Origin of the sequence: Actinoplanes sp. DH11 (assembly GCF_020873875.1) — a bacterium.
GTDB lineage: Bacteria > Actinomycetota > Actinomycetes > Mycobacteriales > Micromonosporaceae > Actinoplanes.
In genome coordinates this window covers 1-255 of the sequence record NZ_JAHWGU010000232.1, presented here as the reverse complement: position 1 = coordinate 255, position 255 = coordinate 1, and the positions used below count along the sequence as shown (strand labels likewise).

At 69.0% G+C, this 255-nt stretch carries 1 protein-coding gene; it reads left to right on the top strand.

The genetic code is table 11. The features are described 5' to 3' along the window. Positions 1–255: beta-ketoacyl synthase N-terminal-like domain-containing protein (locus LPA41_RS41570; RefSeq protein ID WP_304523835.1), on the top strand; the 255-nt coding region annotated here is incomplete at both ends.

Here is a 255-nt window from a genome sequence, read left to right as displayed (position 1 = left end):
TTGCGGGTGGTGTGTCGGTGATGGCCACGCCGACGTCGTTCGCCGTGTTCAGTCGTCAGCGGGGTCTGTCGTTCGACGGCCGGTGCAAGTCGTTCAGTGCCTCCGCGGACGGCACCGGCTGGTCCGAGGGTGTGGGCATGCTGCTGGTGGAGCGGCTGTCGGACGCGCGGCGCAACGGTCACCCGGTCCTGGCCGTGGTTCGTGGTTCGGCGGTGAACCAGGACGGTGCTTCCAACGGCCTGACGGCACCGAACG